Raw genomic sequence first — 26419 nt, 5'->3', positions numbered from 1 at the left:
TCACTCTTGTCCCCATAGAAAAAACACCTCCACGTCTTATTTCGGATAACAACGATCCGTTTTCAAACTTGAAGGTGTTTTTTATTTGTCTCATCTTATGGGGTCAGTCCCACAGTCCCTGTGCTTTTTTTATTTTTGAAGAAAACGGCGTTCGAGCCACTCAACGAGCTGATACATGATGGTAGCAAACACGGCGATAATGAAAAGACTTAAAAACACGAGTGTAAAGTTGAAGACTTGAAAGCCATAAATGATCATGTAGCCGAGCCCTTTGGAGGAAACAAGGAATTCCCCTACAATGACCCCAACCCAAGAAAGACCAACATTGACCTTGATGGCAGAGATCATCGTTGGAATACTTGCTGGCAACATGACCTCACGAAAGACAACGCTTTTTTTCGCACCAAAGGTTTTCATTACTTTCAAATAGTTCTCATCGACCTCTTGAAAGGCTGTGTAAATGACAATCGTTGTAATGATCACACTAATGATCGCGCCCATGGCGACAATGCTGATCAAGCCAGGTCCAAGTGCAACAATTAAAATCGGGGCAAGAGCGACTTTCGGCATGGCATTTAAAATGACTAAATATGGATCAAGAACGTTCGCCAGACGAGTGGACCACCATAAGGCGGCGGCGAGCAAAATGCCGCAAAAGGTACCAAGTAGAAATCCGAGCATCGTTTCAAACAACGTAATACTCATATGATTCATTAAAGAACCATCTGATATTTTTTGCACAAACAATTGGCAGACCGCAGATGGTGAACTGAAAATCAGCGGATCTATGAGCCTAAAGTGACTGGCAAGCTCCCAAAGAGAAAAGAAACTGGCGAAAATGATGAGCTGATAGACACGTGTGATGCGTTTTTCCATTCGAACCTTTTTTCGATAGGCTTCATGTAAAAGGTCACTGTGTTTCAACTGTTTTCAGCTCCTTCCAAATCGTTTGAAAGAGCTCTTGGAAACTTGGTGTCTGTCTTGCTTCAAAAGGAGAGAGAGTCCTCAGTTCATCAGGAACGGTAAAGATATGCTGGATCGAGCCGGGATGCTTTGAGAATAAGAAAATACGATCACTCATCGCAATGGCTTCGCCGATGTCATGTGTCACAAGGACCGCTGTTTTTTGATAGTTTTTTAATGTGTGAAAGACGAGATCTTCTAATGTCAGTTTGGTTTGGTAGTCTAGAGCGGAAAATGGCTCATCTAGTAAAAGCAGGCTGGGATCAACTGCAAGCGTTCGGGCGAGTGCTGCGCGCTGCCTCATTCCGCCTGACAGCTCCTTCGGATATTTTTCCTCCACATCATCAAGCCCGAGCTTTGGCAGTAAGCCAAGAGCAGCTGAGGTGGCCTCGTGTGAATCCTGTTTGGCAATTTTCAACCCGAGAATGACATTTTCCTTGATGGTTTTCCAAGGGAACAAATAATCTTGCTGGAGCATGTAGCCGATTTGATGCTCCTTTTGATTCGGTTCTTTTCCTTCGATTAAAATTCGACCTTCAGAGGGCGGCGTAATTCCTGCGATGATGGACAGCAGGGTTGTTTTCCCGCAGCCACTGGGACCAATAAATGAGATGAATTCACCTTGGTCAATCTCCATATTGATATGCTGTATGGCCGTTGTTTTTTCTTTTAAAGAGAAGTACGTGTGGGTCACATCGTCAATTTGAAGGAAAGACATGTGCTACCTCCTATTCTATTTGTGATCTGTGACCTTCTTTGCAATGGATGAATCGACAAGCTGTTTGTACGGGATAAATTCCGGCAATTCACCGCTCGCCTTCATGATGTCCTGTAACTTGTTCCATTCCTCTTCATTCAGAAGGGGATCTGTTGCATATGAGTGCTGCTGCTTGTAGCGTTTGATCGCAGTTGATAAGACATCAAGGTCCGTATCAGGAAAATGAGATTGGATCGTTTTTGCAATCTCCTCTGGGTGCTTGGCTTCTACCCATTTTTGCGCTTTATAAATAGCACGAGTAAAGGCTTCGGCCGTCTCTTTGTTTTCCTTTAAGTAACTCTTCTTTGCCATGAAGGTGGTATAAGGCACCTTGCCAGAAGCCTCTCCAAAGGAGGCGGTAATGTACCCTTTGCCTTCTTTTTCAATTAAGGAAGCTGTCGGTTCGAATAACTGCACAAAATCGCCAGTTCCAGAGGAGAAAGCACCTGAAATGTTGGCAAAATCAATATTTTGAATCATCCGAAGATCCCTTTTTAAATCAATGCCTTCCTTTTTCAGGACGTATTCACCGACCATTTGCGGCATGCCGCCTTTGCGCTGTCCAAGAAAGTCTTTTCCTTTCAATTGATCCCAAGAGAATTGGTTTACTTTCTCCCTTGAAACAAGAAATGTGCCGTCTGTTTGTGTCAGCTGTGCAAAGTTCATGACAGAGTCTTTTGTGTCTTGTGCCTCCACATAGATAGAGGATTCAGATCCGGTCAGGGCGATATCGGCACCGCCGGATAAAAGAGCTGTCATCGTTTTATCGCCGCCCCAAGTGGTTTTTAATTCAACCTCTAAGCCTTCTTCTTTGAAGAATTCCTCTGATAAGGCGACATAAAGCGGAGCATAAAAAACCGAATGGGTGACCTCGGCTACTTGTACGGTCTGCTCTTGTTCTTTTTTACAGGCGACAAATGGAATAAAGAGCAGGACAACGAATATGAATGCCAGTCTGACTTTGATGGAACGATTCAAGAGTAATTCGCCTCCTTTGTTCTAGATCACTAATTAAAGTATGTCAAAAGGGATTTTTGGTGAGTGCCTAGATGAAATAAGAAGCGCATTGTTTATTTATAGAACGTGTCTTTTTTTTCTATACTGGAAGCATGAATGCTTTCTTGAATTTGGCAGAAATAAAGGGGCGGTTTCGTGTATAGAGTGAGTTGTGTATTTGTTGGGTGGTATTTGGTAGGACTCATATTAATGGTCTTTTTTGAAGTGCCGGCATGGCTTCAGTTTGCAAATGGGATTTTTTTGTGCTGTACGCCTGCTGCGTCATAGAGATTGGCCGAAATATTTATGGCTCATGGAGCTTTGTGATCAAAAGAGCAGCCGTTGTGGGCGTTCTTACGTTTACGGTTGAATGGGTAGGAATCACAACCGGGTTTCCATTCGGGGCCTATGAGTATTATCCGACGTTGGGTTTTCTTGTGGCGGGAGTGCCTTTAACGATTGCTTTTGCATGGGTTGGCGTGTTTTTAAATAGTCTTTTTTTATCAAGTCAACAGTCGAAGTGGAAACGAGCTATCGAAACGGGGATATGGATTGTGCTGCTTGACCTCATATTAGATCCAGTAGCGGCGCGGAAGTTTTGGGTGTGGTATGACGGCGGTGGTTTTTTTGGTATTCCTTTTGAGAATTTTGTGAGCTGGGGTATGATTGGAGCAGCACTCTCATTTCTTTTCCCGCTTGTCTCGATTGATCAAAAGGCACTGCGCTGGACGAGTTGTATTTATCATGACGGCAAAAGAGAACATGAAGGCTGGCGGAGCTGTATGGCTTTTTCCGCAGGGGAAAATCATGCATCAGGATACGCAGCCGCTTGAACTGGAAGGCGGGGCTTCTTTTTTAGTGAGGCAATTTGAGCAGGTCGTGATCAAGCCTGTGACCTTGCAATATACATTTAATCAATTTCAAAAGCCGACGGTATCTGTTGTGTTCGGAGAAGATGCCTTAGTATCTGGAGGCTCATTTCCAAGCAAGGAAGTGACACGCATGCTCGGGAGACCTGCTTGAAACGCAGTTAAACGCACATCAAGCGCAGGTCATCGCTGATCCTGATTTTTCAACAAACGAAGAATTTAGACAGATGACAAGGACAAGTCAGTCAACAAGCGATGCGTTCTAGCTTTTTAAATCAAAAGCTGTCAAACATTGAACCATCGTTATCTGGTTTTGTTCTCTTATTAGGAATACCTAAAGCCTATAAACAGCTGTCCCATCACAATGTATTTTTCCCTGAGAATTATGAACAAGAATTTAAGGATATTTTTCAGAAAAAGCAATTACCTCAGGAGCCGACACTTTACATATGCTATTCGGGCCATTCAGAGCCAGAATTAAGTGGAGGGCCGGGAAGAAGCAACCTTTTTGTCTTGGCCAATGCACCTTATGTGACAAAAGAGCAAAATTGGGACATGCTAAAGGAGACGTATCGTCAGCATATCAAAACAAAATTAAAGGAAAAGGGTCTCTTTGATATTGATCAGCTTGTCGAATATGAAGCGGTTCAAACCCCGCTTGATTTGCAGCAGAAAACGGGGGCACATCATGGAGCCATTTACGGCATGTCTTCAAACTCGTTCAAGCAGGCGTTCTTCCGTATCAATAATCAGTCAAAGGACATTGAAGGGCTTTGGTTTGTTGGAGGGACAAGTCAACCGGGCGGCGGCACCCCGATGGTGACAAAATCAGGCCAGCTTGTTGCAGAAGCGATCATCAAGCAATTGACGTAATACCGGATGAAAAGGAGAGAAATCAAGTGATTGTGGAAAAAAGAAGATTCCCGTCGCCCCATCCGCATATTCATTTATATACAGTGACCTATGAGGCAGATGGACTTCGGATAAAGGGGCTGCTCGCTGAACCGATCGGAGAAGGTCTCTATGATGGCTTTTTGTATTTACGAGGCGGCATTAAAAATGTGGGGATGGTGAGGCCTGGACTAATCGTGCAATTTGCAGCACAAGGCTTTGTTGTCTTTGCTCCCTTTTACCGAGGGAATCAAGGAGGCGAAGGAAACGAGGATTTTGCCGGAGAGGATCGGAAAGATGCATTCGCTGCATTTCAGCTGTTGAAGCATCACAAAAAGGTAAAGCAGGATCGTATTCATATCTTTGGTTTTTCGCGCGGTGGTATTATGGGCATTTGGACTGCTGTTGAAATGAAACAGGAGGCTGCTTCCTTTGTGACATGGGGAGGTGTAAGTGATATGAAGCTCACCTATGAAGAGCGTGTCGATATGAGAAGAATGATGAAGCGCGTGATAGGCGGTCCGCCGCACAAGGTACCTGAGGCATACGAGGACAGAACGCCATTGAATGTTGTAGATCAAATGGAAGCGCCTGTTTTAATCATCCATGGAGAGCAGGATCAGAATGTATCCATTGAGCATGCGTATTTATTAGAAGAAGCGCTTCGCAAGCACGGGAAGTCTGTGGAAACATGGTATTTTCACGGCTACAATCATTATTTCCCGCCTCAGCATAATCGAGAGATTGTCAGAAGGCTGACGACATGGATGCACAGCCGAAAAAGCGGAAATGTGGTAAAATAAACGGTAGAAAGAAATATAGAAAGTAAGGGGGATTTTCATTATGGGAATGCCTGTTGAATTTAATACAATGATTGTCACAAAAGGAAATGAGACAAGAATTGAAGAAAATGTGTTTGAACTCATGAAGAAAGGGTACCGCATTTATCCATTAAATATTCCGCTTGAGGTGCGCAAAACAAAAGATGGAGAAAAAACAGGGACAGCACATGTTGAAAAGCTGGAACTGACAGACAATGTCACAAAGGTGACTTACCGCCTTGTGTCATTGCATTCAACAAACTAAAAAAGCTGAGGGGTATATTCCCTCAGCTTTCGTCTTTTTATACGAGTGGTCCGCCTTTTGCTTCAATGTCACTTGCCGCATGGCTGAATTTTTTGAAGTTCTTTTTAAATTCATTGGCAAGGAAGTGTGCTTTTTCTTGATAAGCATTTTGGTCTTCCCACGTTTTAGCAGGTTGAAGTACTTCATCTGGTACACCTGGAATATGAAGTGGAATGTGTAATCCAAAGATGTCGTCAGTGATCATTTCGGCATTGTCAAGGTCACCTTCGATCGCTGCTTGCACCATCGCTCTTGTATGAGCAAGATTCATTCGTTTGCCCGTACCATAGCCGCCGCCAGTCCAGCCTGTATTCACAAGGAATACTTTTGCGCCGTGCTCATCAATTTTTTTGCCAAGCATTTCAGCATAGACGTGAGCTGGAAGTGGCAAGAATGGTGAACCGAAGCAAGTAGAGAATGTTGTTTCTGGTGACGTTACACCGCGCTCAGTTCCTGCTAATTTACTTGTGTAACCGCTCAAGAAATGGTACATCGCCTGTTCTTTTGTTAAACGGCTGATTGGAGGTAAAACGCCAAATGCATCAGCTGTTAAGAAGACAATGGCAGATGGATGACCTGCGATACTTGGTTTCACGATGTTATCAATCATTTCGATTGGGTAAGCAGCCCGTGTATTTTCAGTAAAGAATGTATCATCATAATCCGCTTCACGAGTTTCTTCATCAAGCACAACATTTTCTAGCACTGATCCAAAGCTGATGGCTTTGTAGATTTGTGGTTCTTTTTCTTCACTTAAGTTCACACATTTCGCATAGCATCCGCCCTCGATATTGAAGACACCTGTGCCAGACCATCCGTGTTCATCGTCTCCGATCAGCTTGCGGCTTGCGCTTGCAGAAAGCGTCGTTTTCCCAGTCCCTGAAAGGCCGAAGAATAATGCGACATCGCCTTCTTGACCAACGTTTGCTGAGCAGTGCATCGATAAAATATCTTGCTCAGGCAGCAGGTAGTTCATGACAGAGAAAATCGATTTCTTCATCTCTCCTGCATATTCTGTTCCACCAATGAGAATCGTCCGTTTTTCAAAAGAAACGATAATGAACGTTTCAGAGTTTGTTCCATCTGTTTCAGGATCCGCTTTAAAGTGAGGTGCAGATAAGATGGTGAAAGGTTTTTCGTTAGATGATGGCGTTGACCCGTCAGGTCTGATGAATAGCTGCTTTGCAAAGAGATTGTGCCATGCAAATTCGTTTACAACTGTAATCGGCATACGGTATCTTTCGTCAGCGCCGGCAAACCCTTCAAAGACAAATAGTTCATCACGTTCTTTTAAGTATGAGACAACCTTTGTATATAAACGATCAAATGCGTCTTTAGAGATCGGCTGGTTTACATGACCCCAATCGATTTTATGCTCAGAGCTTTCTTCTTTGACGATAAATTTATCTTTAGGCGAACGTCCAGTGTAAGCACCAGTTGTGGCGCGGACAGCTCCTGTTGATGTTAAAACGCCTTCATTACGTGCCAAAATCTTTTCAACAAGTTTCGGAACAGATAAATTTTGGTGCGTATTTTCTAATGAGAGCAATGACTGCAAATCTTCTTTTAAATCCACTGAGTTCATAAAAAAACCCTTCCTTTACCGTTGAATTTGTTTGTTTCGATTAGTATAACACATTGATAATAATAGTCTATACTATTTAAATATTTTTGTGTGTGTTTTTTCATTTCTGCTATGAAAATATGCTTTTTGGTGATGCTAATTGTGAGGTGAAAAAAGAGGAGAGATAATTCCTATGAAGCATTGACATGACGCAAGGGTTTAAGATAAGATATCTTATTGAACGGATACTCTTATCCCGAGTTGGTGGAGGGACAGGCCCGATGAAGCCCAGCAACCGGTTTCTTATGAAAAAGGCATGAACATGCTGAGAAACCAAGGTGCTAACCTGATGCAAGGTACAAGAACACCTTGAGCGATAAGAGTGAAAGGCATGCGATCTCAGACCCTTTCCTCGCAATGAAGGAAATGGTTTTTTTATTTTTGAGATATCATATGAACAAATTGCCAATAACATCTCTAATATAAACGATTCATATAAGAGGGAACGAGTTCCGTATCATATCGGAGGCCTCATCTTGGGATGATGTGGCCTTGTACAGGAGGAAATAGCCATTATGAGTCAAAATCGTCGTTTATTTACTTCAGAATCAGTGACAGAAGGACATCCGGATAAAATCTGTGATCAAATTTCAGACAGCATTTTGGATGAAATTTTAAAGAAAGATCCAAATGCACGTGTTGCCTGTGAGACCTCTGTAACAACCGGTCTCGTATTAGTAAGCGGTGAGATTACAACGTCTACTTATGTCGATATTCCAAAGACGGTACGTGACACGATTAAGGAAATTGGCTACACACGTGCGAAATATGGTTTTGATGCGGAAACATGTGCGGTGCTTACATCAATTGATGAACAGTCTGCTGATATTGCGCAAGGTGTAGACAAAGCGCTTGAAGCACGTGAAGGAACAATGACTGAAGAAGAAATTGATGCCATCGGTGCAGGTGACCAAGGGCTTATGTTTGGTTTTGCAAACAACGAAACAGAAGAGCTGATGCCGCTGCCGATTTCACTAGCGCATAAATTATCTCGTCGTTTAACAGAAGTACGCAAGGATCAAACACTTGCATACCTTCGCCCAGACGGAAAAACACAAGTAACAGTTGAATATGATGAACAAAACAAACCAGTTCGTATTGACACAGTGGTTATTTCCACGCAGCATGCACCAGAAGTGACGCTTGAACAAATTCAAAGCGACTTAAAAGAGCATGTCATCCACCCTGTGGTTCCAAGTGAACTGATTGATGAAGAGACAAAATACTTTATTAATCCAACAGGCCGTTTTGTCATCGGTGGACCTCAAGGGGATGCTGGTTTAACTGGACGTAAAATCATCGTTGATACGTATGGCGGCTACGCTCGTCATGGCGGCGGTGCTTTCTCTGGTAAGGACGCAACAAAGGTTGACCGTTCTGCGGCATATGCTGCTCGTTACGTAGCGAAAAACATCGTAGCAGCTGGCCTTGCAGATTCTTGTGAAGTGCAACTTGCTTATGCAATTGGTGTTGCACAGCCTGTATCGATTTCAATTGATACATTCGGAACAGGAAAAGCTTCTGAAGAAAAATTAATTGAAGTGGTTCGTGCGAACTTTGATCTACGTCCGGCTGGCATTATTCAAATGCTCGATCTGCGTCGTCCGATCTATAAACAAACAGCTGCATACGGACATTTTGGCCGTCACGACTTAGATCTCCCATGGGAAAAAACGGATAAAGCCGACACGCTTCGCAAGGAAGCATTAGGACAATAACAACATATAAAACCGCTTATTTTAAGCGGTTTTCCTTTTGATTAAAAAAAATTCTACAAAAAGCGTAAAAATGTGAAACGAAATCGGACAAAATACTGTCTAATTATAGGTCTACTTTTAGAAATAACATAACGTGGAGGCAATAATATGTGTGGGTTTGTTGGTGTGTTTAATCACCGTCCATTGTCCGAAACTACTGAGCAGGAAGAGTTAATTAAACAAATGAATCGTCTCATCGTTCATCGTGGTCCGGATGATGAGGGGTACTTCCATGATGAGCATGTAGGATTTGGATTTAGACGTTTAAGTATTATAGATGTTGAACATGGAAAGCAGCCGCTTTCTTATGAAGATGAGAAATATTGGATTATTTTCAACGGAGAAATTTATAACTATGTGGAGCTGAAGGAAGAGCTTGTGAAAAAGGGCTATACGTTCAGCACAGACTCTGATACAGAAGTACTTCTTGCCACATATCGTCACTATAAAGAAGAAGCTGCTTCTAAGCTTCGCGGCATGTTTGCCTTTTTAATTTGGGATAAAGAAGCGCAGTTATTATATGGCGCAAGAGATCCTTTTGGCATCAAACCGCTTTATTTTACACAAATGGAAGAGCAAGTGTACTTTGCTTCTGAACGCAAAAGTTTAATGGCTGTAAATGAGAACATTTTATTTGATGAGACCTCTCTGCAGCAATACATGTCTTTCCAATTCGTTCCTGAGCCAAATACACTTGATCAAAAGGTGCACAAGGTGGAGCCGGGTCATCAGTTTACACTTCGCCCGGGCAAGGAGATGGAATTTAAGACTTACTGGAAGGTTCAATTCAAGCCTGAACAAACTCAAGAACAGAAATTAATAGAAGAAGTGCGCGATGCAATCTATGATTCTGTGAAAGTGCACATGAGAAGTGATGTACCTGTTGGTTCATTCCTTTCTGGCGGTATTGATTCTTCTTTCATCGTGTCTGTTGCAAAGGAATTTCACCCTGAGCTGAAGACGTTCTCTGTTGGCTTCGAGCAGGATGGTTTTAGTGAAGTGGATGTGGCAAAGGAAACAGCTGATAAGCTAGGCTTACAAAACTTTAATGCCGTCATTTCCCCTGAGGAATATATGAACGAGCTTCCGAAGATTGTTTGGCATTTAGATGATCCTTTAGCTGATCCGGCGGCGATTCCACTTTATTTCGTCGCAAAAGAAGCGAAGAAACAAGTCACAGTTGTTCTTTCTGGTGAGGGAGCGGACGAGCTGTTCGGTGGATATAATATTTACCGCGAACCTCTTTCTCTAAAGCCATTTGAATCTGTTCCCTCTATGCTGAAAAAGCTTCTTCTTCGTCTGGCACGTTTAATGCCAGAAGGAATGAAAGGGAAAAGCTTTATCGTTCGCGGCTGTACGCCGTTAGAGGAACGCTATATCGGCAATGCGAAAATCTTTGAAGAGCCAGTGAAGAAAAACCTCTTAAAGCAGTATGATCCGAACATCACATATCGTGACGTGACGAAAACATACTTCGAGGAAAGTGCAGGCTACAGTGATATTAACAAAATGCAATATGTTGATATTCATACGTGGATGCGCGGAGACATCTTGCTTAAAGCAGATAAGATGACAATGGCGAACTCTCTTGAGCTTCGTGTTCCATTCCTTGACAAGGTCGTATTTGAAGCGGCTTCTAAAATTCCAGAAGAGCTGAAAACAAAAGACGGCACAACGAAATACTTATTGCGTAAAGCAGCAGAAGGCATTGTGCCAGACCACGTGTTAAATCGCAAGAAGCTAGGTTTCCCTGTTCCAATTCGTCATTGGCTGAAAAATGAGATGAACGCTTGGGCGAAAGATATCATTAAAAACAGTCAAACAGATGAATACATTAACAAGCAATATGTTCTTGATTTATTAAATGAACATTGTGCTGGCAAAGCAGATCATAGCCGTAAGATTTGGACAGTCCTGATCTTTATGATCTGGCACAGCATTTATGTGGAGCGCAGTATTGATCCAGAGCAGTTGAATCACCAACCAAAAGAAGTCATCTTTAGTTAATGAAAAAAGGTTTTCAGCTTTGTGCTGAAAACCTTTTTTGTCATGATAGAAAGTAGTGGAAAAGGGTAAAATAACAAGCGGTTCATAGTTATTGCTTAATATCCTGAAAAAAACATGATAAAGTGAAGATACACGTATGATGTTAACGGGATAAAAGGGAACGATAGTATTGTCCTTTTTCTACATATTCTCTGCGGATCCGGTCCATGTCTTGGATATCTTCATCTGTTAACAGTCGAATCACTTTGGCTGGACGGCCAAAAGCGAGTGATCCTTTTGGGATGACCTTTCCTTGAGGGACAAGACTTCCTGCACCGATAAAGGCACCTTCGCCAATTTCCGCACCATCGAGAATGATGGACCCCATGCCAATGAGGGCATTTTTTCGAATGATTGAGCTATGTAATGTGACTTGGTGTCCAATGGTAGCACCATCTTCAATAAGAAGTGTTTTTCCAGGACTTTGATGCAGACAGGATAAGTCTTGAATGTTGACGTTTTTTCCAATTCTCACTGGAGCGACATCGCCTCTGATGACGGTTTGGAACCAAACGCTCGAATATTCTCCAATCATGACATCGCCAGTAATGGTGGCGTTATCTGCAACAAAGACCGATTCATGAATCTCAGGTGTAAACTGATGATATGGATAAATCACTTTTTCGACTTCCTTTCTTAATACAACATTTGTGAGGTGTTTACTTTGTGGACTTGGCATGCTGAAAGACCAGTTGGTACAATTGTGATTGTACATGGTGCTAGTGAATATCATGGCCGATATAAATGGCTGATCGAAATGTGGCGAACTGCAGGCTATCACGTCATCATGGGTGACCTGCCTGGGCAAGGGACATCAACACGTGCGCGCGGCCACATCCGCTCTTTTCAAGAATACATTGATACAGTTGATGAATGGATCGAACATGCGAAGTCATTCAGGCTTCCTACATTTTTACTTGGGCACAGCATGGGTGGACTCATTTCAATTGAGTGGGTCAAGCAGTATACCCATACGAAGATTGATGGCCTTATTTTATCATCACCTTGTTTAGGTCTGCAATTTAAACCGAAGAAGCTGATGGATTTTGCGTCAAAAGGTCTAAATGTGCTGGCCCCGTCTTTTAAAGTAGAGTCCGGGCTGTCTATTGAACTTGCCACACGGAATCAGGCCGTTATTGAGGCAGATTCAAATGATTCACTTTATGTGACAAAGGTGTCGGTTCGCTGGTATCGAGAGCTGATCAAAAATATCGATGCGGCGATGCAGCCAACGAATGTCTTTCGGTCGATTCCGCTCCTCTTAATGCAGGCGGGCGATGACAAGTTCGTAGATAAAACGAGAGTGATCAAATGGTTCAATGGCATTGAATCATACAATAAATCATACCGTGAATGGGAAGAGCTGTATCACGAAATTTTTAATGAACCGGAAAGAGAAGATGTGTTTAAGGCGGCAAGAGCCTTTACAGATCAGTATATTTGACTGTGAGTTTAAGTTGGGGGTGGATTGATTTGTCAGTACCAGAGCGTCCTTTTGCACTGATGACGAAGGTATATAAAGATATTTTTCCGCTTGTTCATCAGGAGCTAAAAAAGTGGCGGGCTCATGCGGAAATGATTGAAAATGAAGAACTGAGAACGCAAGCACTAGCGAGCATATCCAGTAAAACCTTTCACTGTGAAGGCGGAGGAATTTTATCTCTTTTAGCAGGTGAAGCGAAAGAAACGTGTATTGAATTCATTGTGGCGTATCAAACCATCAGTGATTACTTAGATAACCTATGTGACCGCAGCACGTCGCTTGATCCAAAAGATTTTCATATGCTGCATCAAGCGATGAGAGATGCGCTTAATATTCAAGCTGAGCTTAAGCCATATTATCAATTCCGTGATGATCAAGAGGATCATGGGTATTTACATGAGCTTGTCCGCACATGTCAAGACGTGCTGTCACGCCTAGAGCATTATCCGATCATTCAGCCGTATTTACACACGCTGTGTGATTATTATAGTGATTTACAAGTACATAAGCACGTGGTTCCTCATGAACGTGTGCCTCGATTAGAGTCATGGTTTCGCCAATATGAAAAGGATTTGCCGAAGATGGAATGGTATGAGTTTTCAGCATGTGCAGGATCAACGTTAGGCATTTTTTGTCTTGTGGCGTATGCACTTCAGCCTGATTTTACAGAAAAGCAGGCGAAGCAAATTTACGAAAGCTATTTCCCTTATATTCAAGGTCTGCACATTTTACTGGATTACTTAATTGATCAAGAAGAGGACCGGCTTGGGGGCGATCTGAATTTTTGCTCATACTATGACTCTCATCATGAGATGATGGACAGACTTCAGCATTTTATCGAAAAAGCGGATGAGCAGCTGAAAGGCATTCCACACGAAAATTTTCACAAGCTGATTAACAGAGGGTTACTGGCGGTCTATTTGTCCGATGAAAAAGTGACAGCCCAAAAAGAGATGAACAAGCTGGCAAAACGGCTGATCAAATCAAGCGGGAAAACCTCGTTCTTTTTCTATATCAATGGAAGAGCCTATCGGACCTATCAGAAAATGCCTTGGATGAAATCTTCTTAAAAAAGCTCAAATCCATTAGGATTTGAGCTTTTTTTCAATCGCTACCACAAAGGGTGGGTCGTTATGAATATTCATGTATTGATAAGACAAGACTTGTACTTCTTCATGATGAAGAGACCTGCAATAATCAAGAAGCACTTCTTTTTCTTTTTTTCCTTCGGGATGACCGTGGTAAATGACAAGAACGATCAGACCCCCGGGCTTTAGCCAGTCAATGAGCTGTTTGATCGCTTCAATGGTCGTATGAGCATGAGTGGTGACGGTTTTATCGCCTCCGGGCAGGTACCCAAGGTTAAAGACTGCACCAGATATGTGCCCATAAACATCCGCTGGTAAGTGATCAGTCAGTTTTTCATGTCCATCGTGGATGAGGTGAACGTAAGGATATTGCTCACCAAGCCTTTTGCTTGTTTGCTTTAAGGCCTCCTCCTGAACGTCGAATGCAAAAACTTGTCCATCTTTTCCTACAAGGTCAGCTAAATAGAGTGTATCGTGGCCATTTCCCATCGTTGCATCAATGACGATATCGCCTTTTTTACAAGCACGTTCTAACAGCTCTTTACTAAAAGGGAGCATGCGCTTTAAAATCATTTGGCCGCTTCTTCCAATCTGACGAAACGTTTGCCTTGATAGCTGTTTCGTCTTTCAAGCTCAGCATTAATGGCATTAAGTACTTCCCACTTATTTACACTCCACATCGGACCAACCATTAATTCAATTGGACCATCGCCTGTAATACGATGAATAATCATTTCTGGCGGCAGGATCTCCAGTTGATCACAAACAAGCTGAACATATTCCTCCTGGCTTAAAAACTCAAGCTTGCCTTTTTCGTATTGCTTGACCATTGGTGTGCCTTTTAATAGGTGAAGTAAATGAATTTTGATTCCTTGCACATCTAGATCAGCGACAGCTTTTGCTGTTTCCATCATCATGTCCCGGTTTTCAAGAGGCAATCCGTTAATGATATGCGAGCAGACACGAATTCCGTGTTTTCGCAGTTTTTCTACACCTTCTACGTAGCATTCATAATCATGGGCACGGTTGATAAGCATAGCTGTCCGTTCGTGTACGGTTTGAAGGCCAAGCTCTACCCATAGATAAGTGCGCTCGTTTAATTCAGCTAAATATTCCACAACGTCATCTGGCAGACAGTCAGGTCTTGTCGCAATAGATAAACCAACCACTCCATCCAGTTTCATGACGGTTTCGTATTTTTCTTTTAAGACAGGAAGCGGCGCATGTGTATTTGTATACGCCTGGAAATACGCCATGTATTTTCCGTCTTTCCATTTTGTGTGCATCCGGTCTTTGATTTCATTAAATTGAGTGATGAGATCATCAGCCCGGTTTCCTGCAAAATCACCAGACCCAGCGGCACTGCAAAATGTACAGCCTCCGTGGGCTACAGTACCATCACGGTTTGGGCAATCAAAGCCACCATCTAAGGCGACTTTAAACACTTTATGACCAAAGTGCTCGCGTAAATGATAGTTCCACGTGTGATAACGTTTTTCGCTGTTTGAATATAAAAAAGGGTTATGCTGATCCAAGTCAGTAACCTCCTTGCATAATAATAGGCATCCTTAAAGTTTAACAAAAATCACGAAGGAGGACAATTGAATCTGTCCAACATTTTCTTTAGTGAAAAAGCTTTACATGGGCAAAATAGGCGGGAGCGATGATGAAATGGAGGGAATGTAAGATGGCAACAAGGCAGTCGATCGATGAATTTATCCAAAAAAGTACTGAAACCCTTGAGTTTGCAAGTGAACAATTTGATTTGAGCTCACGGCAGGAACATTATAATGAGGAAGAGTTTTCTAAAGCACAGCTCATGCTTGAGAATACGGTCAACGAATTAGAAAAATTAAAAGATGTCGCCAATGACCAGCAAAGAGAACGGTTAGACAGGGCGCGTGTTCAAATTCAAAGCTTGCAAAACCAAATGATTTTAGGGATTTCTTACGATAATGAATGATGAACAGATCCTTCTTTTAAGGGTCTGTTTTTTATTTTTTTAATAAGCTATTGACTTTTATACTGGGTGTCTATATTGTATTAAGTGTACTATATCAACTAATACACTACAGACACTTAAAAAGTGAAGAAAGGTGTTCAACCATGAAAAAAGAAAAAAAGCCAATCAATTTGAAGTGGATGGTGCTGGCTGTTGCGTTAGCATGTACATTTTTTTTCGTTCTCGTTTTCATTGGTTTTGAAGTTCAAAAAGATTTTATACCAAATTCGGTCCCTTTAATGCAAGGACATGATCAAGCGATAGGACTGCAAAAGCATGAATGAGAAAAGAGGGAACCATCATGATTCAAATAGATCCAAGAAGCGCTGCGCCAATATATGAACAAATCATTGAGCAGTTGAAAATTTTGTGCCTAAAAGGTGTGATGAAACCTGGTGACAAACTGCCTTCTGTAAGAGAGCTGGCCACCATCATCATCGCGAATCCAAACACCGTCAGCAAAGCGTATAAAGAGCTTGAGCGGGAAGGAATTATTGAAACACTAAGAGGCCGCGGTACGTATGTAACAGAAGGTGCCCAATTAAAGCTGAATGAAGGGAAGGTGCTGGAGATGAAGGAGCAATTAAGACAACTCATCATAGAAGCTCATTATGCCGGTATTGACATTCATCAACTCAAAGAATGGCTAGAAGAGATCGGCTCAAGTCTAAAAGGAGGAAAACAAGGTTGATTGAGGTCAGAAATGTATCGAAGAAATTAAATGGACGCGAAGTACTCAGTGACGTTTCCTTCAAGATAGGCGAAGGAGAGATCTTCGGTCTGCTTGGCCGGAATGGCTCAGGAAAAACAACACTTCTCAGATTGATTCAGCAAATTCTTCTTCCGGATGAAGGAGAGATTTATTTTAAAGACGTACTGGTGAAAGAACACCCCTTAGTGAAGCAAAATATTGTGTATATGCCGGTCGTGAATCCTTACTTTGACAGGTACAATTACGGACAGCTAGTACAGCTGTTAAAGCAAATTTATCCGAAGTTTGACGTGACATATGCCAATGAGCTGGTGAACCGTTATGAGATTCCGGAAAAAGTGAAATATCGTGAATTGTCGACAGGTTTAAAGAAACAGCTGTCATTAATTTTAAGCTTTGCCATCAAACCAGCGGTCATTTTGTTAGATGAGCCGACAGATGGGATTGATGCGGTCACTAGAAACGACGTTCTTCAGCTGATGATTGATGAGGTGGCAGAACGACAAACGACGATTTTAATTACCTCTCACCGCTTAGAGGATATTGAGCGTATGTGTAATCGAATTGGATTTTTAGAAGGCAATCAACTCACAAGTGTCATGGATTTAGATGAATTAAAGAATGACTATGTCAAAATCCAAATGGCATTTGAAGAAGATATGAATTTAAGTATTAGAAAAAAAGGCGTCTCCATTTTAGATCAAGCAGGTGTTTTCTATACAGCGCTTGTGCTCAAAACAGATGTAGAGGCAAAAGAGTATTTGAAATCATTACAGCCGAAAGTATGGCATGAACTGCCTGTGAATTTAGAAGAAGTATTCATTGCGAAGTTTGGAGGGAAACGCAGATGGTAAAGCAGCAATTATTATTTAAGGAATGGAAGCAATCAGAGCTGACATTCATTTTAGTGATGCTTGTTGCGGCGCTTGCGACGCCCTTTGCATTCTTAATGGATTATTCGTCTTTTCAATCATGCCTAAAGGATACAGCGTGTATTGTGGATACACCACGTTTTTCTTATATCTTTAAGACAGATACTTTCCTTTCTCTTTCATGGTTAATGGGAATCTTCTTTGCTGTGATTCAGCTTGGATTTGAGAGGAATAAAGGGCAAATGGACTTTACCTTATCCTTGCCGTTTAGCAGAAGTACCATCTATCATACAAAATTTTTCCTAGGCGCTGGAATCATTGCCATCGTTCATGTCGTCTCATATGTTCTCTCTTATTTACTCATATTAGGCCTCGACCCACTAAAGACACCTGGTTTTAATAGCGGTTATTTATTTGCGACGGTATCCTCCTTGATGATCTATAGTTTGTTTTTTGCGGCTGGTACTTTAACAGGAAGCGCCATTTCTCAAGCGATCGTTGCATTCAGCACAGCCATTTTACCCTTTTTATTGATTGGCCTACCGATCGTTCATATAGATTTTATCATGAAAACAAGTGGGATTTGGATGGATAAGATCTTCAATAATTTGATATCGCCCATTTCCCCAATTACTTATATCACAACTGAACGTTTTCAACCTGAATATCCAATTTGGTTCACTGGTGAAGAATTCATTGTGCCAATTGTTATGATGTTTGTATTTTATCTCATTGGTCTGTTTAGTTTTATGAAACACCCAATTGAACGAAATGGCCGCTTCTTTCTTTACTCAAAAATGGATAGACCGATTCAAATTATGGTGATTGTCTTTGGTGTTCTAGGGTTTGGCTGGGTTGGATTTTCGTCAGACAATTCAATGTTTGGTTATATCGCTGGCATGTTAATCGGTGGAGCTGTAGGCGTACTGACAAGTTATTTCTTGATATATCGAAAAAGATAAACAGAGAGTAGGGGAGTAGAGATGATTCAGATTCAAGTGTTAGATCATGTGTTTAAAATTGGTAAGAAGGGCAGAGAAAACGAAATTCCTGTGCTCAAAGGCATTGACCTATCCATCAAAAGAGGCGACATTGCTTGTATCATCGGACGAAGTGGCTCGGGGAAATCTACCTTATTAAATTTAATTTCAGGATATATTACGCCAACGAGCGGACAAATTGTCATCGATGGAACCAATGTGACTGGCTTTAATGAAAAAGAATGGGCGGACTTTCGTTTAGATCACTTTGGCTTTATCTTTCAAAGCTTTCAATTGATCGGGAGCTTAACAACGTTTGAGAATGTTGAACTTCCGCTCACTTTAAAAGGTGTGAAGCCGTCTGAACGTAAGGCGAAAGTAAAAGAAATGCTCAAACGAGTAGGCCTTGAGCATCATGCAGGGCATTATCCAAATGAGCTGTCAGGTGGACAGCAGCAGCGTGTGAGTATTGCAAGAGCTTTGATTTTAAATCCATCTATTATTTTAGCCGATGAACCAACAGGCAGTTTGGATTCGGAAACCGAAGGAGAAATTCTAGCCTTTATCCAGCAGCTCAATCGTGAAAAAGGAATTACATTTGTCATCATTACACATGACGATGAAGTCGCTTCAATCGCAGACACAACGTTCCAGCTTCATGATGGTGTATTAAAGAAAGGGGAACAGTCCATTGAAATTTAGAGATCAGGTCAAATTCATTAGAAGAAACATGAAGAAAAATAGATTGCGTGTGTTTATGACCATTCTTGCGACCACAATGGCATGCTCTTTCTTAATCGTTCTAGCGTCTGTCGGTTTTGGTCTGCAAAAATCGGCTGAAGATGAAATCATGAAGCAGCAAATCATCACAGAAATTAAAGTGTTAGGTAAAGAAAAAGGAGACGTCAAGGTTGATGATTTAAAGAAATATGATCATGTGAAATCTGTTGTCTCAAGAACGTCTCTCAATCCATTGTTAAATGTTGAGCTCGATGACCGCTCAAGTGAAACGCAGGTTGCTCTGACGGATATGAAGGAAGAAAAAGAAGCAGGGCTTGAGCTAGACCGAGGAAAAGTCCCAACATCAGCGAACGAAATTGTGGTCGGGTATCATATGGCAGAACAACTGTGGACGGAAAAAGAACGCAAAGACTATGAAAAAGAAGTCAATCAGATGTCTAATGGTGAAGAATCACCGAAAGAGCCAAAGGGCTATACGAAGGATATTTTAAATAAAGTCATTCAAATCAAGGTGCCAAAACTAAATGAAGAAAATGAAGTCGTCAAAGAAAAAACATTTGATTTCCGTGTAGTAGGTGTCATGAAAAAGCCGAATTTGGAGTGGCAGCAGGATCATAAAATTCTCATTCCGAATGCTTATGAAAAAGAATTTGGTCAAATGCTGGATATGTCTCCTGAAGCCGGCAATGTCGACAAAATGACCTCTGTCTATGCAGACAAATTCGACAATGTCGGTGCGCTCACGAATAAGCTGACAGATGAGGGCTACCAAGTCATCTCTGTGACGAACCAGCTCGAAGGAATGGATATGTTCTTTACGGTCTTCAAAATTGGACTCATTTTTGTCGGATGTATTGCGGTCATTATTTCTGCAATTGGTATTTTCAATACGATGACAATGGCGGTAACAGAGCGAACACAAGAGATTGGTATTATGAAAGCTATTGGCGCGAATCCATCCATTATCAAGCGAATGTTTCTAATGGAAAGTGCTTATATTGGGGTGATTGGATCGATCATCGGTATTATCATCTCGTATCTCATTAGTTTCGCAGTCAATTTAATTATTCCATCCATTTTGTCTTCCATGTCTGAGGGAGGATCAAGCGATCAATTCTCGATTACCTTCTCCTATATTCCGCTAAGTCTTGTGATCACAGCGACAGTGATTAGCGCAGGGGTAGCGATTATATCTGGACTCAACCCAGCACGTAAGGCAACGAAAACGAATGTATTAACCGCATTAAGAAGAGAAATTTAAAAAGAACCTCCTGTTCCTAGTGGGCTGACAGGAGGTTTTTGATCGTGAAGCATAGCTATTGCTTAGGTGCCCTGTAGCCTGCTCGCTCTGCCTCTTCTACGGAGCAGAACAGCTCGGTTACATTTTTTGTTCGCGAGTAGTATCTGCTGCTCGGTGTATGATAAATGCCATTCACACTCCCTTTGATGTTACAGGCGGCCGATTCTTTTTTTGTTTCCTTTTGTGACTCATGCCCGCCCGTATTCGTTCCCTCATCCTTAGGAGCGGAGCGCTGGACGGTTGAGGATTGAGTTTCATTATTTTTTTTCTTGTTTTCTTTTTTGAGTGTTTCGTTGCTAGAGGTCAGCTTGTCTATTTTCTCTTCAAGCTCTTGAATGGTCTCCTCTTGCTGTTTTACTGTTTCTTTTTCTGAGGTGATGTTTTCTAGCTTTTTTGACAGTTTTTCTTTTTCTTTTGTCGCGTCTTCTAAAGAGGATGTAAGCGACTCTTTATCTTCCTTCAGGCGAGAATTTTCAGATGCTAATTGTTTTTGATCCTTTAACAGCTGTTCGGAAGTTGGATCTGCTTGTGCCCTAGGAGCATCTGTGGCCACAAATGGTAACGACATGATGGAAAAAACGAGACCAATGATCAAAAAAGGATAAAAGAGTCCCTTTGAAAAAATCCTTTGGTTCTGGTGTTTGAATAAGAAGAAATTAGCGGCATATCCTATGGCGAAACAAAAGCATAAAAGACCTATGATGAGTAAAAAGATCATCTAGCAGCCCCCCTAAATCTCTATTTACACCTATCATACCTCATTTTTCCATTTTGTAGAGTGATTCAAATAAAAAAACCTGTTACACAGGGCTTTCAGCTAATGGCAATCCTTTAATAGCTTCTTTTACCGTCAAATATGTGATGGTATGTTGGAAATCTGTATCCAAGTCTTTCATTTTCATCGCAAGCTGTGGTTTGATCCCAGTAATGATCAGTTCCGTTCCAGTTAAGTTGAGGGGATGGTGCAGTTTGAAAATTCGTGCTGCGACGGAATCATCTACATCGATTAAACCAGAAAGATCGACGATTAAATAATCATCCTTTGAATCACCTAATATACAAGTTAACTTAGCGACAATGGCATCAAAGCGTTCTTCAGATAGTTTTCCGATGAGTGGAAGAGCGGACACACCATTTTTGATTGGGGCGATTGGCGTCGAAAGAGAGGTGACTTCCTTTAAGGAATCTTCTAGGAGCTGTTCATATTCTTTCTGTTTCGTAATATCCTTTTGAAAGCCAATGAAAAATGTTTTGTCATCTTGTTCAATGTATAGAGGATCTATATTGAGTTCATTCCAAAAAAAGTGCCGTCTTTTTTATAATTTTTGAGCTGTGTCTTTTCCTTGGAGGAATCGACAACGACGCCCAAGAATCTCATCTGGTTTGTATCCAGTCATTTGTGTAAAGCCATGATTCACATAAACGATAGGGTTATCCTCTAAAGAAGGGTCTGTAATGACAACAGCAATCCGCGCATGATCTAGCGCTTTTTTTATGAGTTCAAGCTGTTTTTGCAAGCCGAAGATGTTCAAGCTGACCATATTACCCTCCTTTGCTGCTGCTATCAGACATTTAAAATGGTTTCTTTTCAACCAAAATAATTCTTTATAAACGAAAAAGAACATATGTTCTTTTTCGGTGATTGCAAACACTTTGTTAAATTTGTCATCATAGTTTGTCCTCCATTAGAATAGAGTAAGTAAGGAGACTTTTCTTTAGAAAAAGAAGGAATCAATTGCTCATAATTCATAAAATGACAAAAATAGTTAATATGGATTAGGTGAAAATGATTCCAATGCATCAAGATTGTTTTTGGGTCATTCACATATAATGGAAGAAACAAGCTTTTTTTCTTCGTTAGAGAGAATAGACCTTTTACATGGATTATGACGGAACAGCAGAATGGCATTACAGGGGGCTGGACAGCCTGAAGTCGCTTTACTATTCTAAGGGCTTTAGGAAGGTGATGAAAATGCTGCAACAAGTCATTATTGCTTGCGCCATTGGAGGGGTCATGGGCATTCTCGGTCACGTAAAGAAAAAAGGCAGGCTAGAGAAGCCCAGAATGACAAAAAAGTTTATTTACCTAGGGTTTATTGAAGATTGGCTCGTTGGGATGATTGCCGCTACACTGCTTGTCTTATCCTCAAATCCCGATTCTAGTCTGCACTTGGTCATCTTATCAATTATTTCAGGTTACGGAGGAGAAGCAGTTCTGCGAAGCTTCGATTTTGTGAGAGAACAGCGTTCACAGGATGCAGACTCCAACCGTCATAACCGATCTCCACACGAATAATATCCTCTACTTTACCCTAGTCTAGGGTACATTCCCATTGTATACAAACCTGCTTGCACTTATGATCATAATTCTATAAAATACTACTTAGATGACGGTTACGATAAGAACAGTGAAGAGGAGTAGTAGGAAAGCAGTATTTGTCTTTAGAGAATTGACGGCTGGTGAAAGTCAATCAAATCTGCTTCTGAACTCGCCTCAGAGTTGCAGTTGCGTTAAAGCTTCTGTCGCATGTCTGCGTTAAAGATATTAAGCGAGCGTACGAACAGCAAGTTACGCTAACAAGGGTGGTACCGCGGGAACCAAAAAATCTCTCGTCCCTTTCCAGGGATGAGGGTTTTTTGTTGATTTTAGAAAAATCTGAATTCTTGCAGTGGTCATCTGAGCAGATAAAGCCGTACATATTAAAGGAGGTTTTCATATTGAGTTTTCAGCATCGGGAAATTGAAAAGAAGTGGCAGGATTATTGGCTGACACATAAAACATTCGCCACATCTGACTCGGAAGGTAAACCAAAGTTTTATGCGCTTGATATGTTTCCATATCCATCAGGAGCAGGGCTTCATGTTGGGCATCCTGAGGGCTACACAGCAACGGATATTTTATCACGTATGAAACGTATGCAGGGATATGATGTTCTTCATCCAATGGGATGGGATGCCTTTGGTCTTCCAGCGGAGCAGTATGCACTGGATACAGGAAATGATCCGGCGCTCTTTACAGAAGAGAACATCAATAACTTCCGCCGCCAAATTCAATCTTTAGGATTTTCGTATGACTGGGATCGAGAAATCAATACGACAGATCCGAATTATTACAAATGGACACAATGGATTTTCTTGAAATTGTATGAAAAAGGATTGGCGTATATCGATGAAGTACCAGTTAACTGGTGCCCAGCGCTCGGCACGGTCCTTGCAAACGAAGAAGTCATTGATGGAAAAAGTGAACGCGGAGGACATCCTGTTGAAAGACGTCCAATGAAGCAATGGATGCTGAGAATTACGGCATATGCGGACAGGCTGTTAGAAGATTTAGAAGACATTGATTGGCCTGAAAGCATCAAAGATATGCAGCGTAATTGGATCGGACGTTCTGAAGGTGCGCATGTTCACTTTGAAGTAGAAGGACATAACGAACAGTTTACCGTTTTTACAACGCGTCCTGATACACTATTTGGTGCAACGTATGCGGTGCTTGCACCAGAACATGCGCTTGTTGGAAAAATTACATCAGCTGCTCAAAAAGAAGCAGTGGATGCGTATATCAAAGAAATTCAATCTAAGAGCGACTTAGAGCGGACAGATCTTGCTAAAACGAAAACGGGTATTTTCACAGGTGCGTATGCCATCAATCCATTAAATGGTGAAAAGATGCCGATCTGGATTGCAGATTACGTGTTAGCTACTTATGGAACGGGAGCTATTATGGCAGTACCTGCCCATGATGAGCGAGATTATGAATTCGCTAAGACATTTGATCTTCCAATTAAAGAAGTTGTAGAAGGCGGAGACATTGAAAAAGAAGCTTACACAGGTGATGGAAAACACATTAACTCTGACTTCTTAAATGGCTTAGGGAAAGAAGAAGCGATTGAAAAAGCCATTGCATGGCTTGAAGAACATCAAAAAGGTGAAAAGAAAGTCACGTATCGTTTAAGAGACTGGCTATTCAGCCGTCAGCGTTACTGGGGTGAGCCAATTCCAATCATTCATTGGGAGGACGGAACATCTTCAGCTGTTTCAGAGGAAGAGCTTCCACTGATCTTGCCTAAGACGACTGAAATTAAGCCAAGTGGAACAGGTGAATCACCTTTAGCCAATATAAAAGAGTGGGTTGAGGTTGTAGATCCTGTTACAGGTAAAAAAGGACGTCGTGAAACGAATACAATGCCGCAATGGGCAGGCAGCTGCTGGTACTTCTTACGTTATATTGATCCACATAACACGGAAGAGCTTGCATCTCCTGAAAAGCTAAAGAAATGGCTTCCGGTTGATGTGTATATTGGCGGAGCAGAACATGCCGTACTGCATCTTTTATATGCGCGCTTCTGGCATAAATTCTTATATGATATCGGCGTTGTCCCAACAAAAGAGCCTTTCATGAAATTGTTCAACCAAGGAATGATTCTTGGCGAGAATAATGAAAAAATGAGTAAATCAAAAGGGAACGTAGTCAACCCAGATGACATCGTAGAATCTCATGGCGCGGATACATTAAGACTTTATGAAATGTTCATGGGACCTTTAGATGCGTCAATCGCTTGGTCCGAAACAGGACTTGATGGCGCTCGCCGTTTCCTTGACCGTGTATGGCGTCTATTCACAAATGAAGATGGCTCAATCAGTGACAAAGTGACGGAGCAATCCGGCGGCGCATTAGAACGCAGCTATCATGAAACAGTGATGAAGGTGACAGATCATTATGAAGGCTTACGTTTCAATACAGGAATTTCACAATTAATGGTGTTTATCAATGATGCCTACAAGGCTGATACACTGCCGAAAGAATATGCAGAAGGCTTTGTGAAACTTCTTTCTCCAATTGCACCGCATTTAGCTGAAGAGCTTTGGAATAAACTTGGTCATGAAGGGTCGATTTCTTATGAAGCATGGCCGCAATATGACGAGTCAAAGCTTGTCGACGATGAAGTAGAAATTGTCGTACAGCTAAATGGTAAAGTGAAAGCAAAATTAACCGTTCCTGCTGACGCAACAAGGGAACAGTTAGAAGAACTTGCAAAAAATGATGCACGAGTAAAAGAACAGCTTCAAGGAAAAACCATTCGTAAAGTGATTGCGGTCCCTGGTAAGCTTGTCAATATTGTTGCGAACTAATGACTACACCCATCGGTATAAACCGGTGGGTGTTTGTTATTTCCCGGGACATAATTTTGTCGAAAACAAGGTGATTCCCCTATTGATCTCGTATTTTAAAAGTTGATCAAGAAAATGAGGAGTGACGTCAATGGAAAAGGAAAGCAAACGTGAACAACTGCTCAGTCTGTTAGGAGAGATGCCAGAACGCCATCGCGTGGAGGCTTATACGTTAAAAATTGAAGAACGTGAATCTTACTTAGTCGAAACACTCATTCTCTCTATTCATGGCGTAGAGGAAGTGCCCGCTTATTTTGTGAAGCCGAAGGATACAGTGAAGAAAAGACCGGTTGTGTTGTTCCAACATTCTCATGGCGGGAATTACATGGATGGGAAGGACGAGTTGTTAAAGGGTGCTCATTATTTGCAAGCACCTTCATACGCAAAAGAGTTCACGTCAAAAGGATATAGTGTGCTGGCAATTGACCATGCAGGCTTTGGTGAAAGAAGGGGTAGAACGGAAAGTGAAATTTTCAAGGAAATGCTTTTAACTGGAAAAGTGATGTGGGGCATGATGCTGTATGAAAGCATGTGTGCAATCGATTATTTGCTGTCTCGATCCGATGTGCTGCCAGAGCGGTTAGCCGTTTTTGGGATGTCAATGGGTGGTCTTCTTTCATGGTGGACGGCTGCGCTTGATGAGCGGGTCAGTGTGTGTATCGATCTTTGCGCACAGGTAGATCATCACACATTGATTGAAACGAACAATTTAGACCGGCACGGCTTTTACTACTATGTACCGAGCTTAGCCAAGCATTTTACAGCAGCGGATATCCAGGAAATGATTTTTCCAAGACCCCATTTAAGCTTGGTTGGAAAACTCGATCAGCTCACGCCTGCTGAAGGCGTTGGGCGAATTCAAAAGGTATTGAGTCAAACCTATCAAACTGCTTCATTGAAAGAACGGTATCAGCTTGTTGGTCTTCATGCAGGTCATTTTGAAACAGCCGCTATGCGTCACGAAGCAACACGATTTTTGAAAAAGTGGCTGTAATCAATAAAAGGCTTGGACATACTACGCCAAAAGGAAGGAGGAGACAT

25 protein-coding genes, 3 pseudogenes, 1 riboswitch and 1 other annotated feature are annotated in these 26419 nt (G+C 41.8%); of the genes and pseudogenes, 19 read left to right on the top strand and 9 right to left on the bottom strand.

What is annotated here, in order from left to right:
• Nucleotides 1-129: 129 nt before the first annotated feature.
• The 3 genes from ACSLGF_RS13275 to ACSLGF_RS13265 are packed head-to-tail and all read right to left on the bottom strand — an operon-like array spanning nucleotide 130 to nucleotide 2698.
• Nucleotides 130-876 carry an ABC transporter permease gene (locus ACSLGF_RS13275; RefSeq protein WP_456006154.1) on the bottom strand — a complete coding sequence of 249 codons (747 nt, stop codon included), beginning with the start codon at nucleotides 874-876 and terminating at the stop codon, nucleotides 130-132.
• Nucleotides 877-910: 34 nt separating this feature from the next.
• Nucleotides 911-1681 carry an ABC transporter ATP-binding protein gene (locus ACSLGF_RS13270; protein ID WP_456006152.1) on the bottom strand — a complete coding sequence of 257 codons (771 nt, stop codon included), beginning with the start codon at nucleotides 1679-1681 and terminating at the stop codon, nucleotides 911-913.
• Nucleotides 1682-1696: 15 nt separating this feature from the next.
• A complete protein-coding gene (locus tag ACSLGF_RS13265; RefSeq protein ID WP_456006149.1) occupies nucleotides 1697-2698 on the bottom strand; it encodes an ABC transporter substrate-binding protein in 1002 nt (333 codons plus the stop codon).
• Between the two features lie 174 nt (nucleotides 2699-2872).
• Here ACSLGF_RS13265 and ACSLGF_RS13260 point away from each other — a divergent pair.
• From ACSLGF_RS13260 to ACSLGF_RS13240, 5 genes and pseudogenes are all read left to right on the top strand, one after another.
• Nucleotides 2873-3459 (top strand): annotated as a pseudogene (locus tag ACSLGF_RS13260) (carotenoid biosynthesis protein); the annotation flags it as partial.
• A pseudogene (locus ACSLGF_RS13255) lies at nucleotides 3458-3851 on the top strand (glycerol acyltransferase); the annotation flags it as partial. The pseudogenes ACSLGF_RS13260 and ACSLGF_RS13255, both read left to right, overlap by 2 nt.
• Nucleotides 3841-4458 (top strand): phytoene desaturase family protein, encoded by a 618-nt coding sequence (locus tag ACSLGF_RS13250; protein ID WP_456006147.1) that lies wholly within the window; start codon nucleotides 3841-3843, stop codon nucleotides 4456-4458. The pseudogene ACSLGF_RS13255 and the gene ACSLGF_RS13250, both read left to right, overlap by 11 nt.
• Before the next feature lie 26 nt (nucleotides 4459-4484).
• On the top strand, nucleotides 4485-5279 hold the full coding sequence (locus ACSLGF_RS13245; RefSeq protein WP_456006144.1) for an alpha/beta hydrolase family protein: 795 nt from the start codon (nucleotides 4485-4487) through the stop codon (nucleotides 5277-5279).
• A 40-nt stretch (nucleotides 5280-5319) separates the two neighbouring features.
• Nucleotides 5320-5562 (top strand): DUF2584 domain-containing protein, encoded by a 243-nt coding sequence (locus tag ACSLGF_RS13240; protein WP_456006142.1) that lies wholly within the window; start codon nucleotides 5320-5322, stop codon nucleotides 5560-5562.
• Nucleotides 5563-5599: 37 nt separating this feature from the next.
• Here the strand turns inward: ACSLGF_RS13240 and pckA are convergent, their stop codons facing one another.
• The gene (pckA, locus tag ACSLGF_RS13235; RefSeq protein WP_230031091.1) at nucleotides 5600-7186 is read right to left on the bottom strand and encodes a phosphoenolpyruvate carboxykinase (ATP); all 1587 of its coding nucleotides are present in this window, start codon (nucleotides 7184-7186) and stop codon (nucleotides 5600-5602) included.
• Between the two features lie 227 nt (nucleotides 7187-7413).
• A riboswitch (SAM riboswitch) is annotated at nucleotides 7414-7548 on the top strand.
• Between the two features lie 192 nt (nucleotides 7549-7740).
• Here pckA and metK point away from each other — a divergent pair.
• Together metK and asnB are read left to right on the top strand one after the other, a co-directional pair.
• On the top strand, nucleotides 7741-8943 hold the full coding sequence (metK, locus tag ACSLGF_RS13230; RefSeq protein WP_456006139.1) for a methionine adenosyltransferase: 1203 nt from the start codon (nucleotides 7741-7743) through the stop codon (nucleotides 8941-8943).
• 147 nt (nucleotides 8944-9090) lie between these two features.
• Nucleotides 9091-10989, top strand: a complete 1899-nt coding sequence (asnB, locus tag ACSLGF_RS13225; protein WP_456006136.1) for an asparagine synthase (glutamine-hydrolyzing) — start codon at nucleotides 9091-9093, stop codon at nucleotides 10987-10989.
• A gap of 142 nt (nucleotides 10990-11131) precedes the next feature.
• On the opposite strand, the gene ACSLGF_RS13220 is transcribed toward asnB, so the two are convergent.
• On the bottom strand, nucleotides 11132-11647 hold the full coding sequence (locus tag ACSLGF_RS13220; protein WP_456006133.1) for a gamma carbonic anhydrase: 516 nt from the start codon (nucleotides 11645-11647) through the stop codon (nucleotides 11132-11134).
• A 45-nt stretch (nucleotides 11648-11692) separates the two neighbouring features.
• On the opposite strand from ACSLGF_RS13220, the gene ACSLGF_RS13215 reads away from it, so the two are divergent.
• Nucleotides 11693-12472: an alpha/beta hydrolase gene (locus tag ACSLGF_RS13215; RefSeq protein ID WP_456006131.1), complete on the top strand. Its 780-nt coding sequence runs from the start codon at nucleotides 11693-11695 to the stop codon at nucleotides 12470-12472.
• A gap of 29 nt (nucleotides 12473-12501) precedes the next feature.
• On the top strand, nucleotides 12502-13581 hold the full coding sequence (locus tag ACSLGF_RS13210) for a tetraprenyl-beta-curcumene synthase family protein (RefSeq protein WP_456006129.1): 1080 nt from the start codon (nucleotides 12502-12504) through the stop codon (nucleotides 13579-13581).
• 15 nt (nucleotides 13582-13596) lie between these two features.
• On the opposite strand, the gene ACSLGF_RS13205 is transcribed toward ACSLGF_RS13210, so the two are convergent.
• Nucleotides 13597-14172, bottom strand: a complete 576-nt coding sequence (locus ACSLGF_RS13205; RefSeq protein ID WP_456006127.1) for a class I SAM-dependent methyltransferase — start codon at nucleotides 14170-14172, stop codon at nucleotides 13597-13599.
• Nucleotides 14169-15134, bottom strand: a complete 966-nt coding sequence (locus ACSLGF_RS13200) for a TIGR01212 family radical SAM protein (protein WP_456006125.1) — start codon at nucleotides 15132-15134, stop codon at nucleotides 14169-14171. The genes ACSLGF_RS13205 and ACSLGF_RS13200 overlap by 4 nt, the downstream gene beginning before the upstream one ends.
• 152 nt (nucleotides 15135-15286) lie before the next feature.
• On the opposite strand from ACSLGF_RS13200, the gene ACSLGF_RS13195 reads away from it, so the two are divergent.
• The 7 genes from ACSLGF_RS13195 to ACSLGF_RS13165 all read left to right on the top strand — a co-directional run bounded on the left by ACSLGF_RS13195 (nucleotide 15287) and on the right by ACSLGF_RS13165 (nucleotide 20167).
• Nucleotides 15287-15562 (top strand): YtzC family protein, encoded by a 276-nt coding sequence (locus tag ACSLGF_RS13195; protein WP_024426214.1) that lies wholly within the window; start codon nucleotides 15287-15289, stop codon nucleotides 15560-15562.
• Between the two features lie 143 nt (nucleotides 15563-15705).
• Nucleotides 15706-15885, top strand: coding sequence for a hypothetical protein (locus ACSLGF_RS13190; protein WP_008342991.1), 180 nt, complete (start codon nucleotides 15706-15708; stop codon nucleotides 15883-15885).
• A 17-nt stretch (nucleotides 15886-15902) separates the two neighbouring features.
• Nucleotides 15903-16292 carry a GntR family transcriptional regulator gene (locus tag ACSLGF_RS13185; protein WP_456006123.1) on the top strand — a complete coding sequence of 130 codons (390 nt, stop codon included), beginning with the start codon at nucleotides 15903-15905 and terminating at the stop codon, nucleotides 16290-16292.
• Nucleotides 16289-17167: an ATP-binding cassette domain-containing protein gene (locus tag ACSLGF_RS13180; RefSeq protein WP_099726798.1), complete on the top strand. Its 879-nt coding sequence runs from the start codon at nucleotides 16289-16291 to the stop codon at nucleotides 17165-17167. Before ACSLGF_RS13185 ends, ACSLGF_RS13180 begins: the two co-directional genes overlap by 4 nt.
• Nucleotides 17161-18147 carry an ABC transporter permease subunit gene (locus ACSLGF_RS13175; protein WP_456006121.1) on the top strand — a complete coding sequence of 329 codons (987 nt, stop codon included), beginning with the start codon at nucleotides 17161-17163 and terminating at the stop codon, nucleotides 18145-18147. The genes ACSLGF_RS13180 and ACSLGF_RS13175 overlap by 7 nt, the downstream gene beginning before the upstream one ends.
• A gap of 21 nt (nucleotides 18148-18168) precedes the next feature.
• Complete coding sequence (locus tag ACSLGF_RS13170; RefSeq protein ID WP_456006119.1) at nucleotides 18169-18867, top strand: ABC transporter ATP-binding protein; 699 nt, start codon at nucleotides 18169-18171, stop codon at nucleotides 18865-18867.
• Entirely contained in the window at nucleotides 18857-20167 is a 1311-nt protein-coding gene (locus tag ACSLGF_RS13165; protein WP_456006117.1) for an ABC transporter permease, read from the top strand. Before ACSLGF_RS13170 ends, ACSLGF_RS13165 begins: the two co-directional genes overlap by 11 nt.
• 55 nt (nucleotides 20168-20222) lie before the next feature.
• On the opposite strand, the gene ACSLGF_RS13160 is transcribed toward ACSLGF_RS13165, so the two are convergent.
• Both ACSLGF_RS13160 and ACSLGF_RS13155 read right to left on the bottom strand, forming a co-directional pair.
• Nucleotides 20223-20924, bottom strand: a complete 702-nt coding sequence (locus ACSLGF_RS13160) for a sunset domain-containing protein (protein ID WP_456006114.1) — start codon at nucleotides 20922-20924, stop codon at nucleotides 20223-20225.
• Nucleotides 20925-21006: 82 nt separating this feature from the next.
• A pseudogene (locus ACSLGF_RS13155) lies at nucleotides 21007-21747 on the bottom strand (PAS domain-containing protein).
• Nucleotides 21748-22172: 425 nt separating this feature from the next.
• Here ACSLGF_RS13155 and ACSLGF_RS13150 point away from each other — a divergent pair.
• The 3 genes from ACSLGF_RS13150 (at nucleotide 22173) to ACSLGF_RS13140 (ending at nucleotide 26372) form a co-directional block, all read left to right on the top strand.
• Entirely contained in the window at nucleotides 22173-22502 is a 330-nt protein-coding gene (locus ACSLGF_RS13150) for a DUF4257 domain-containing protein (protein WP_223249904.1), read from the top strand.
• 103 nt (nucleotides 22503-22605) lie between these two features.
• Nucleotides 22606-22827 (top strand) — a binding site (T-box leader).
• Between the two features lie 97 nt (nucleotides 22828-22924).
• Complete coding sequence (gene leuS / locus ACSLGF_RS13145) at nucleotides 22925-25339, top strand: leucine--tRNA ligase (RefSeq protein WP_456006112.1); 2415 nt, start codon at nucleotides 22925-22927, stop codon at nucleotides 25337-25339.
• A 130-nt stretch (nucleotides 25340-25469) separates the two neighbouring features.
• Nucleotides 25470-26372, top strand: a complete 903-nt coding sequence (locus tag ACSLGF_RS13140) for a dienelactone hydrolase family protein (RefSeq protein WP_099726806.1) — start codon at nucleotides 25470-25472, stop codon at nucleotides 26370-26372.
• The last annotated feature ends 47 nt before the right edge of the window (nucleotides 26373-26419 follow it).

Source organism: Bacillus sp. A015, from assembly GCF_053851875.1.
This window is presented reverse-complemented; position numbering and strand designations above follow the sequence as displayed.